Source organism: Streptomyces flavofungini (assembly GCF_041028215.1).
Classification (GTDB): Bacteria; Actinomycetota; Actinomycetes; order Streptomycetales; family Streptomycetaceae; genus Streptomyces; species Streptomyces flavofungini_B.
In genome coordinates, this window is record NZ_JASKYR010001234.1 from 1 (window position 1) to 1,453 (window position 1,453).

Sequence of the window (1,453 nt, forward strand, 5' to 3'; positions counted from 1 at the left end):
CCGGGCGACTGCGCACCCTCGTCAAGGTCCGCGTCGGGGGACTGCCCGGCGCGTTCTGGGTCCTGTGGTCCGGCACCCTGATCAACCGCCTCGGCGCCATGGTCAACCCGTTCCTGAGTCTCTACCTCAGCCAGGTGCGCGACGTACCGCTCGGCACCATCGGCATCATCCTCGCGATCGTGGGCGTCGGTTCGGTCATCTCCCAGCCGCTGGGCGGCTACCTCACCGACCGGTTCGGCCGCCGGACCGCCCTGACCGGCGGCATGCTCGCCAACGCCGCCTCCCTGCTCTCCCTCGGCCACGCGCAGTCGCTGACCGCCCTCACGGCGGCGGGCTTCGCCCTCGGCGTCACCATCGACCTGTTCCGGCCCGCCGCCCAGGCGCTGGTCGCCGACACCGTCCCCGCCGCCGACCGCACGCGCGCCTTCGGCCTGCTGCTGTGGTCGGTCAACCTCGGCTTCTCCGCCGCGATGGTGCTCGGCGGACATCTCGCGACCCGCGGCTTCTCCCTGCTGTTCTGGGTGGACGCCGCGGCCTGCGCCGTCTTCGGCCTGCTCGTGTGGTGCGCCGTGCCCGAGACCCGGCCACCGTCCGCCGAGCGCGGCACGACCGGCAGCTACCGCACCGTCCTGGCCGACCGCGTCATGCTCGCCTTCGCGGGCGTCGTCGTGCTGTACGCGGTCGTCTTCCAGCAGGCCTTCGCCACGCTGCCCCTGGTCATGGCACGCGACGGGCTCTCCGGCGACGTCTACGGAACGGTGATGGCGGTCAACGGCGTCGTCATCATCCTCGTACAGCCGCTGATCGGCCACCGGCTCGCCCCGTTCGACAAGAGCCGCGTGCTCGCCACCGGCTTCCTGCTCGCCGCGGGAGGCAACGCCCTGGTCGCGGTCGCCTCGGCGGGCCCGGCCTACGCGCTCGCCGTCTCGGTGTGGAGTCTGGGCGAGGTCCTGGTCTTCGCCATCACCGCCGCCGTCGTCGCCGACCTCGCCCCGCCCGCCCTGCGCGGCCGCTACAACGGCCTGCTCGGCATGGCGTGGGGGACCGGCTTCCTCATCGCCCCGCTGGCGGGAACCCACCTGCTGTCCGTCGGCTCCACCGTCCTGTGGCTGACGTGCGCCGCCCTCTGCGTGACGGCCGCCCTGGCCCAACTGACCCTGGCCCCGGCCATCCGGGCACGCGCCGCCGCCGCCGACGAGGCCGCGCCCGAGGCCGAAGCGCCACTGGAGAAGACCACCCCGTAAAGGACCCGACATGCCGGAGCCCACGCTGACGACTCTGCCGAAGACCTCGAAGATCCTCTTCCTCGAAGCCGGTGTCTCCGCCGGTGAGGCCCTGCTGCGCGCCGCCCACGACCTGGACGCCGAGGTCTGGGTCGCCACCCACGAGGAGATGTACGCCCACTACCCGCCCCAGGTCCGCAAGCTGGTGACCGGCACCGTCCGCCCGGACT

At 73.0% G+C, this 1,453-nt stretch carries 1 protein-coding gene and 1 pseudogene; both read left to right on the forward strand.

Annotated elements, in window-relative coordinates:
• On the forward strand, nucleotides 1-1,244 hold a 1,244-nt coding region (locus AB8Z36_RS40020; RefSeq protein ID WP_369218272.1), incomplete at its 5' end, for an MDR family MFS transporter.
• A 10-nt stretch (nucleotides 1,245-1,254) separates the two neighbouring features.
• Nucleotides 1,255-1,453 (forward strand): annotated as a pseudogene (locus tag AB8Z36_RS40025) (hypothetical protein); the annotation flags it as partial.